The organism is Kitasatospora sp. NPDC050463 (assembly GCF_040655255.1).
Lineage (GTDB): Bacteria > Actinomycetota > Actinomycetes > Streptomycetales > Streptomycetaceae > Kitasatospora.
This window is the reverse complement of the sequence record NZ_JBFAJO010000154.1, coordinates 1-8,293: the sequence shown is the minus strand read 5'-3', so window position 1 is coordinate 8,293 and position 8,293 is coordinate 1. Positions and strand designations below refer to the sequence as shown.

Sequence of the window (8,293 nt, the reverse complement as noted above, 5' to 3'; positions counted from 1 at the left end):
AGCCCCAACGAATACGAACACCGACACCACACAGCTAAACTCACGCTCGCCGCGTGACTACCAACCGCGTGTCCACCTTCACGGGCGAAGGCCCCCCGCCCGGTTCGCGACAGACCCCCAAGCGACCCCGTTGCGGCGGCCGGATTGCTGACGGCGGCCGTCCGCTTGCTCGATGATCCTGATCTCCACCAACTCGTCGACCACGCCCGAGCCGCCCGCCCAGGCAGCGCGAGCAGAGCCCCATGGGTCCACGTCTTCGAACGGCATCAGTCCTCGTGCTCGGATAGGTTGCGACAAGCGATGGCACCCCTGACCCGCACATACCGGCGCACCGGCCCGCGCGGAGCCAGAATCCCAGAACGACAGGGCGGTTACCGCCCTGAACACATTCCCGCGTTCTTGGAGGAACGCTGGTATCAGGAGCATCTCGCACCGCTCCAGATCGACGCGGAAGCGAAGTCCGTACGCCGTCTCGCAGCCGTCCTCCTTGTCCAACAGGCTTCTGGCAGGGCGCAGGGTGACGCCGCAGACTTCCTCGGCATCAACCCTGCCGGAGGCCAGTTCGTGGCCACGGGCACGCTCCTGCGGTGGCTCAGAGACGGGCAGGATGCCTTCAACGCCGCTCTGCACTACCTGGCCGAGGAACTCGACCGCGCGACAGACCCCACCAACTACCAGCGCCGGCGCGAGGTGCTGCGAAGCTGGTCCCTGTCATCCGAGATCTGGAACGAGATCATCACCAGGCTTCCGCCCGTCCCAGGGCCCGTTCGCCCCAACCTGGACGACCGAGTACGCCAGGAAGCGTCCGCGTTCGTCTGGGCCTATGTCACCGGCGGCGAGCCGCTCTTCGCGCCACGGCAGGTCGAAGCCGAACAGCCCCCGGAGGTTCGCCAAGTCTGGCGGGAGCGCCGGGCGAACACCTGGTTCCAGCTCTCCCGTCCCGACGCTCTGAACCACTACACGGCCCTACGCAGGGTCCTCTGTCAGCATGGCGATGCCCTTATCGAGAAGATCGAATCGGGCACCAGCATGCCCATTCGCTAGGTTCTGTCCGCTCCGCCGACAGCGCCCAGTCGCACCCGGTGACGCTGGAGGTCGACCTCGGCGACCTCCACCGTGATCAGCTGGCCCTCATCGACAAGCTGATCCGGAGTCTCGGTCGGCTCGTCAGTCAGCTCAGAGAGATGCAGGAACCCGACAACGTCAGGGGCAAGCTGCACGAACACGCCAAAGGGAACGATCTTGGTGATCGGCCCGGTGAGGATTCGGCCGGCCTGATCCGCGAACCGAATGAGTGGATCTTCCTGCAGAGCCTTCAAGGAGAGCGTGACCTGTCCGGAGCGCGTCTCGGCGGTGATCACCTCAGCGGTGATCCGCTGGCCGGCTTCGACTGTCTCGGAGGGGTGGTTGATCCAGCCCCACGTCAGGTCCGGCACCCGAATAAAGCCGGTGCACAGGCCCTCGGGTTCGCCGTCGACGTGAACGAAGACCCCGAAGTTGTGAACCTCGGAGACCGTCCCGGTGACGACCTGCCCGCGTTCGAGCGCGAGGAGGAAGGACCGCAGGGCCGGGGTCTCGCACGCCCTGGCGGAGAGGTGAAGCTGCCCTTCGCGCCAACGCCCGATTTCTTCGGCATCGATCTCCTGGCCGACCTCAAACAGCTCGGATGGATGCTCGATCCGACGCATCGACGCTTCGTGCAGAGGAATCCGACCGATCTCGGTCGCTTCTCCTTCGGCATCCACGAGCTGCACCAGGACGTCCGCTCCGTCGAATCCGATGACCTTCACCGTTCTCACAACCCCCGGCCGGAGCTGGTTGATCAAGGACTGCAGGCGAGGGTCAGGGGTTGGCTCGGACATGGAGGTGAGCCTAGTCGGGGCCGACCGCAGACGACAGATTCCGTGCTGACACGACAGTTAGCCTGCTGAGTCACAGAACGCCTCGCAAACTATAAGTCGAGACCCAGGTCGAAGAGGGACGGACTCGCAAACTATCCGTTGAAGTCACAAGCAGACCGAACTGATCCCGGAAATGACTACGAACTTCGGCATGGCGCATGTCAAAGTTCTCATGTCGCCGAAACCGCAGGTCAACGAAGGGACCAGCCCCCGTGAACGCGCCCAGCAGCCTCCTGCCCGCCACCGTCCGCCCCGCCGTCGAGGACCGTTCCTGGCTCGCCTCCGACCACTGCGCGGAGCCCGTGCTCGCGCTTCTCGTCGGGCTCGGCTAGCCGACCGTCGACACCCCGGAGGCGAACGTGCACTGCACCAGCCCGGACGGGCGCGTGTACGTCGGCTGGCTTCCGGAGGATCCGGGTGCCTGGCAGCGGGGCATCGTCTGGCGCATCCAGGTCCGCCCGGCCGACGCCGAGCCGTGGACCCAGGAGTTCGGCGTCCACACCCCGTCCGAGGCCGTCGCCGGGTTCCTCGCCGCGCTCATCGCCACCCCCGCAAGCTGACCGCCCCCACTCGCATCGCCCAACCAGCACCAGGGGGCACGTTGGCCTTCGTACGAAGCATCGAGTCCGCGCTCACCGACGAACTTCCCACCAGCGAGAGCCCCGTCGCCGGACGCACGATCTACCAGACCCTCCGGCAGCGCGGCCTCGCCTTCGAGCCCGGCCACACCGGTGACGGCTACTTCGCACTGTCCCTGCTCGTTCCCAGCGGCGAACTCCTGATCACCGACGACGACAGCCAGATCGCGCGCCCCGCCGAGGACCACCACGCCTGGCTCGCCTGCTTCTACCCGGCGGCGGCGTCGCCCTTCGACCCCGACGAGGACGACGTCGTAGACGTCTACATCGGCGACGGCAGCCTCTCCTTCGAGGACGACTGCAGCGCCTGCGCCGACTCGGTCGCCCGCTGGCTCGCCGACCAAAAGGCCAGCGCCTCGACCGGACCGCTCGCCGTCGGTCTCGACACCACGGCCGACGTCACCAGCGCCTCCCTCGTCCTGGCCAGCTGAGCCACACACCGCCAGCACGACACCGCACTGCCCGGGTGCCCGGCCCACGCCGGGCACCCGGCCAGCCTCCGGACCCTCCCTCGGCCGTCACCAGCAGTTCCCGTCTTCGGGCACACCCGCAAACCACCGAAAGGGCCTCCGCGTGAAGCTCAGCATCGACGTCACCCGCATCCCCGGACTGGCCATCGCCGCGCTCGGCGCTGTCACCGCCCTCTCCGTCCAGCCGAACACCACCGACTTCCTGAGCAGCCTCTGCATCACCGTCAGCGGTCTGCTGCTGACCTTCGACGACGTCCACGAGCTGGGCCTGCGGCGCGACCCGAAGGTCGTCGCACACCTCGCCAAGGCGTCCGACGGTGCCCGAGTCCGCCAGATCGGCAACGCACTGAACCTGCCCGACCGCACGGTCGCCAGATCGCTTAACCGGCTGGCCGCCGACGGCCTCGTGGTCCGCGCGACCGAGGGCGAGTCCCTCCCGATGCGCTCCTACCGGCTCGCTGACTGAATCACTGACCAGGACCTCCCCGGTCCCACAGCCCAGGGAGAGACCGCCAACTGCCAAGGAGCGAGCACGCACACCCACCACGCCGACTTCCACCCGGTGGTGGTCACCACGACCACCGAGCACCGCGCGAGCCGCCTCATCATCCCCAGCGCCAGCCTGCGGATCGCCCGGGCCGATCAAGTCCGCGCCGGAGACCTGATCGTCTCCGCCTTCGACCCTGTCGAGCCCGCACGGCTTCCACGGAGCAGCTACTTCGCCTCCGGCCCCTACCGTGCCCGCCCGAGCCCGTACGACCCGACGTGCGGCTGCGGCGTCTGCGGTCTCCCCGAGGTCCACGGCCCGGACGGCACCGTCGTTCTCACCACCGGCGACCCGTGGGACACCTGCGACCCATGGCCCGCCGACGACCTCGTCCTCATCCAGCCCCGCCGCCGACGGCCCGCCACCCAGCGAACCGCACCACCGACCGAGAGGACCTGATGGCCGCCCACCGCGCACCGCTGACCAACCACCACCCCGACAACTCCGTCTGCCCGCCGGACCACAAGCACACCAGCTCGGGAAAGCCACTGCACCCCGACTGCCCCGGCCGCAGCTACTCCCAGGCCGTCTGCACCTGCGGCGCCTGGGAGTTCAAGAGCCCCACCAAGGGCTACGTCAACGAGTCCCGCAAGCGACACCTCGCCACCCACACCCCGCCCGCCCCGACCGGACCGGCCGTCCTGCGCGGCCTGCTCCGACTCGACCTCCCGTGAGCGCCACCGGCTCACCCACCCCCGCCGTCGTCCCTCTACCTGCTTGGAGACCCGCCATGCCCCAGTACTTCACCGTCCGTGACCTGCTCGCCCAGCTCCAGAACCTCGACCCGAACCTGCGGGTCCGCCTCGCCGTGAACCCCGACTTCCCGTTCGCGCACTACGTCGGCACCGACGTCGTCGTCCACGACGGCATCGCCTACATCGGCGAGGACGGCCAAGACGGCTACCTCCCGCACGCCGTCAGCAACCACCTCGCCTGGGCCTGACCACCACCCCCCGGACTGCACCGAACCAGGAGGACCGCATCACCTCTCGCCACGTCCCCAGAACCGCCCACCCGCTCGACAGCCTCGCCCTCCGGCCGATGCCGACCGGAGTCCGCGGCGTCCTGGTCCACAACGCACCCGCCAACCCCGTCCTCCCGATCGGCGTCCTGTGGCTGCCCGCCGATGCTCCCCGTCTCCCCCTCGGCCGGATCAGCCTTCGGTGGGAGGAGGCCAGCTGCGCGGGCTGGGACGTCACCGCCCACCTCGGCCTGGCCACCACCGAGGTCCACCTCAGCTCCTGGCACGCCGCGCCCGACGACTGGCCGCACCTCGTCCGCCCCACCGTCCGCGAGGTCACCGGCCTATGCTCCGCCTTCGCCGTCGCCACGGCCGCCCTCAGCCTCTCCAACCGGCTCGCCGAACTCTGACCGGCCCCCGTGGCAGGCGGCCCTCCACCGGCAGGGCGGCCTTACCGTGCCCCCACCCGCCCATACCGCGTAGCCTCGTCACCGGACACCGAGGAGGACACCATGGCCGACGACCAGCAGCTCTGGGGCTACGCCGAGGTCGCCGCGCACCTCGGGATCAGCGTCGGAGCCGCCCGCAGCCGGAGAAGCAGGGGCGCCCTGCCGAGTCCCGACGACGAGAGCATCCCGGACCGCCCCCGCTGGAAGCCCGCGACCTTCGCCGTCTGGAAACCGCGTGGCCAGGGCTACCGCAGCGACCTTGCCACCGAGACCGTCGACCCGTCCGCCGGCTGACCCGCCAGGCCTACGCTCTCCACCCATGAGCACCTCTCCGATGCTCTCCCCGCCGTTCCCGTCTCCGGACTCCGCCGTGCTCCAGCTGGTCGGCGCCAACGCGGTCGCCTCCGTGCGCACCGTCGAGGAGGCGATCCTGCACGCCGCAGTGCACGGCTGGTACGAAGGCCACATCCAGGGAGAGGACGAGTGCCTCGGCTGCGACTTTCGGGGAGGACTCCCCAAGTCGACCCACCGCAGCTGACGACGGCTGCGGCCCGGTCTGGAAGGACTACTTCAACCTCATGACCAACCGCCCGTCCCGACCTCGGCCGTACGTCCTCGTGGCGTGCGGCCTCCTCGCCGTTCTGGGTGCCGCCACCGCGATCGTCGCGGCGCTCTCCGCCTCCTACGCGATGTGCGCCCTCGGCCTAGCCGTCCTGGGCGGAGCCGCCCTCGCCGCGTACCGGACTGCGCGAGCAGGTGACGCCAGGACCGACCAGCTCGTCCTCGAGCGGCTCCGACGGGAGCCCGCCCTCGATGCCGACGCTCTGGCCGTCGAGCTCGCCCTGCGCCCGGCCGCCGTCCGGCTCAGCTTCCACCGACTGAGCCGAAACGGCAGCCTGCCCATGTCCGGCAGCACGCCCGACATCGAGCGCTGATCGCCTCCACTGCGAAAGGGGACCGCCACCGGCCTGGTGGCGGTCCCCTTCGCTCTGCCCTATACCGGCGGAGAGCACTTATTCCGCGCGTGTCGTATTCCCGCCCTGCGTGAGCAATCACGCCAGGCCCCCGCCGGCCCGCCATGGAGCCCACGCCGTCGCGCCGGCCCGGGCGAGTCACGATGAAGAGGTAGGCATCCCAGCTCTGCTCTACCGCAAGGGCGACGTCCTCGAACGGAACCGTCCGGCGGCACCGCTAGCAACTCGCCGTCCAGGCAGCCCCTCTGCACTGCGACCGTGGCCCAGGCGAGTACGTGCAGGTATAGGGGCCTGTGGGGCGTGCGGCCTGGCCGCGGACGACAGGTCCTCATGGAGTTGTGCGGGCCCATGGCCCACCACCCGTTCGCCGAGACGATGCCTTGGGAGGAACCTGAAAGGGGGTGCTCGCAGGCCCGAGATCAGCCAGGTGGTGGAGGAAATGCGCATCTTGATCCAGATCCGGCCGGTACCCGATGTCACGTTGGCAGTCATGCAAGACCCGGAGAAGCAGACGGCGGCAGACGTGGCCGGAGACCTTCCCGGAGTCGAGTTGGACGAGTCATATTTGCCGGTGGCTCTACCGAAGCCCGTGCCGAAAGCCAGCGACGGCGATCCACTGTCGATGCACCAGGCAATGTTCTTCTCGTTTGAGCCGGAAGTGGCGAGTGTTCTGGTCCGAGGCGAAATTGGCGACGACGACCTGGCCTCGCGTCGAGCCCGGCTGAGTGCGACCAACCCCAACATCGTCGGGATCTTTTCGGATCCGGTGCTCGAGGCCATGCCCGCCTGTCCAGGCGACGCCCCGACTGGTACGTGGCAGGACGTGAGCGATCATCTCAAGACCAAGGACCTCCAGGCCCGGGGGATGGACGGCGCTGACGTCTTGATCGCGATAGTTGACGTCGGCATCGACGCGGACCGGTTGGCCGCAGCGGGGGCCGAGATCAGGGTCGCCGCCGATAGGAGCTGGACCCCACCCATTGCCTGGGCCCCGGACGATATCCGGCATGGAACCATGTGCGCCTTCGGCGCCGGGATCGCTGCGCCCAGGGCCACGTTGCTCGATGTGGCTCTGCTTCGGACTATGCGACACGCGCGAAACCGTATGGAGGCCCTCACCTCGGATGGCATCGCCGCCTTCGCGTACCTGCGGACCGTCTTGGACAGCATGGGGGACCGAAGGGCGCTGGTGGTGAGCAACAGCTGGGGGTGTTACGACCCCGCGTGGGACTTCCCAGAGGGAGACCCTGGGAACTACTCGAACAACCTGAGTCACCCGTTCAACATCGTGGTGAGCGCGCTCCAGAGCGCTGGCGCGGACGTCCTGTTTGCAGCGGGGAATGGCGGAAGCCCTTGTCCCGTTAGCAGATGTAAGTACTCTGAGCGAACCATCGTGGGTGCTAACTCGCACCCCGATGTCTTGTCCATCGGAGGTGTAAGCACCGAGAACGAACGGGTAGGTTACTCTTCCCAGGGGCCAGGCCGATTGGACACCCACAAACCTGATCTATGTGCCTACACTCACTTCCTGGGATCGGAAGTGTACGGATCTGGCTCCGCAGATGGCGGAACCTCCACCGCGTGCCCCGTTGCGGCTGGGGTACTGGCGGCGGTCAGGAGCAAGTTCCCCTCTGGGACGATCACCCCAGAGGCGATGCGCGACGTGCTTCGGGGTGCGGCCTACGACGTAACCGGGCGAGGCTTCACATACGACTACGGCCATGGGATCGTTAGCGTCCCTGGCTTGCTGGACAGACTTGAAGTGCAGGGACTCATCTGACGCTGGCGGTGCGCATGCTGAAGGAACACACCCTCCTCATGACCGTGACTCTCCCAGGGAGAGCGGCGATGGAGCATGCCCTCGACAAGCTCGGACTGTCAGCCGAGGAGATCGATCAGGAGTACGGCCTGGTTTCCCTGGACCCGCGCCAGGACCTCTACGCTCTACTGGTCACAGAGTCCGCCGCCGCTCGCATCAGAGCTCACGGACAGCCTGGTGAGTTCTCCGGGCCCTTCGCGAACCCCAAGATCGAGCCGTTCGGGCCCGTGTAACCACCCCCGAAGGTCCCGGCCGGTCCACTCGGCCGGGATCTCATACTGCCGTGCAGCAGGTCATATCCGGGGTAGCGCGGATCCAGTTCTGCCACCGGGATCGGAACCCGCGATCAGCTGAGGGCGGCCGTGGGGAACGAACTGGGCGGCCTTCCAGAGCTTCGAAGGCGGCTGGCTGTGGGGCGAGGCAGGAAGCTTTGGATGCCAGCTGAGCTTGCTCCGCTTTGACGGACACCCTCGGTGTGGTGGTCAGGCCGCCAGGACGTTCTCGTAGCCGGCTGGACTGCGGTAGCCGAGGCTG

14 protein-coding genes are annotated in these 8,293 nt (G+C 68.2%); 13 read left to right on the top strand and 1 reads right to left on the bottom strand.

Going from position 1 to position 8,293, the window contains the following annotated elements; all coding sequences use genetic code 11:
• Positions 1 to 300 precede the first annotated feature (300 nt).
• Complete coding sequence (locus tag AB0J08_RS40430) at positions 301 to 1,044, top strand: hypothetical protein (protein WP_360644813.1); 744 nt, start codon at positions 301 to 303, stop codon at positions 1,042 to 1,044.
• Here AB0J08_RS40430 and AB0J08_RS40425 read toward each other — a convergent pair.
• A complete protein-coding gene (locus AB0J08_RS40425; RefSeq protein WP_360644810.1) occupies positions 1,041 to 1,862 on the bottom strand; it encodes a S1 RNA-binding domain-containing protein in 822 nt (273 codons plus the stop codon). The two genes, AB0J08_RS40430 and AB0J08_RS40425, sit on opposite strands and share 4 nt — an antisense overlap.
• Positions 1,863 to 2,260: 398 nt before the next feature.
• On the opposite strand from AB0J08_RS40425, the gene AB0J08_RS40420 reads away from it, so the two are divergent.
• The 12 genes from AB0J08_RS40420 (at position 2,261) to AB0J08_RS40365 (ending at position 7,992) form a co-directional block, all read left to right on the top strand.
• Complete coding sequence (locus tag AB0J08_RS40420; RefSeq protein WP_360644807.1) at positions 2,261 to 2,461, top strand: DUF317 domain-containing protein; 201 nt, start codon at positions 2,261 to 2,263, stop codon at positions 2,459 to 2,461.
• 41 nt (positions 2,462 to 2,502) lie between these two features.
• Positions 2,503 to 2,970 (top strand): hypothetical protein, encoded by a 468-nt coding sequence (locus AB0J08_RS40415; RefSeq protein ID WP_360644804.1) that lies wholly within the window; start codon positions 2,503 to 2,505, stop codon positions 2,968 to 2,970.
• 142 nt (positions 2,971 to 3,112) lie between these two features.
• Positions 3,113 to 3,475 carry a hypothetical protein gene (locus tag AB0J08_RS40410; protein ID WP_360644801.1) on the top strand — a complete coding sequence of 121 codons (363 nt, stop codon included), beginning with the start codon at positions 3,113 to 3,115 and terminating at the stop codon, positions 3,473 to 3,475.
• Between the two features lie 96 nt (positions 3,476 to 3,571).
• Complete coding sequence (locus AB0J08_RS40405) at positions 3,572 to 3,955, top strand: hypothetical protein (RefSeq protein WP_360644798.1); 384 nt, start codon at positions 3,572 to 3,574, stop codon at positions 3,953 to 3,955.
• A complete protein-coding gene (locus AB0J08_RS40400) occupies positions 3,955 to 4,230 on the top strand; it encodes a hypothetical protein (protein WP_360644795.1) in 276 nt (91 codons plus the stop codon). Before AB0J08_RS40405 ends, AB0J08_RS40400 begins: the two co-directional genes overlap by 1 nt.
• Positions 4,231 to 4,286: 56 nt before the next feature.
• Positions 4,287 to 4,499, top strand: a complete 213-nt coding sequence (locus tag AB0J08_RS40395) for a hypothetical protein (protein ID WP_360644792.1) — start codon at positions 4,287 to 4,289, stop codon at positions 4,497 to 4,499.
• A 98-nt stretch (positions 4,500 to 4,597) separates the two neighbouring features.
• Positions 4,598 to 4,927, top strand: a complete 330-nt coding sequence (locus tag AB0J08_RS40390) for an esterase (RefSeq protein WP_360644789.1) — start codon at positions 4,598 to 4,600, stop codon at positions 4,925 to 4,927.
• A gap of 102 nt (positions 4,928 to 5,029) precedes the next feature.
• Entirely contained in the window at positions 5,030 to 5,260 is a 231-nt protein-coding gene (locus tag AB0J08_RS40385) for a MarR family transcriptional regulator (protein ID WP_360644786.1), read from the top strand.
• 25 nt (positions 5,261 to 5,285) lie between these two features.
• Entirely contained in the window at positions 5,286 to 5,504 is a 219-nt protein-coding gene (locus AB0J08_RS40380; protein ID WP_360644783.1) for a hypothetical protein, read from the top strand.
• 40 nt (positions 5,505 to 5,544) lie between these two features.
• Positions 5,545 to 5,901, top strand: coding sequence for a hypothetical protein (locus AB0J08_RS40375; RefSeq protein WP_360644780.1), 357 nt, complete (start codon positions 5,545 to 5,547; stop codon positions 5,899 to 5,901).
• Between the two features lie 478 nt (positions 5,902 to 6,379).
• On the top strand, positions 6,380 to 7,720 hold the full coding sequence (locus AB0J08_RS40370) for a S8 family serine peptidase (RefSeq protein ID WP_360644777.1): 1,341 nt from the start codon (positions 6,380 to 6,382) through the stop codon (positions 7,718 to 7,720).
• A gap of 14 nt (positions 7,721 to 7,734) precedes the next feature.
• On the top strand, positions 7,735 to 7,992 hold the full coding sequence (locus AB0J08_RS40365; protein WP_360644774.1) for a hypothetical protein: 258 nt from the start codon (positions 7,735 to 7,737) through the stop codon (positions 7,990 to 7,992).
• The last annotated feature ends 301 nt before the right edge of the window (positions 7,993 to 8,293 follow it).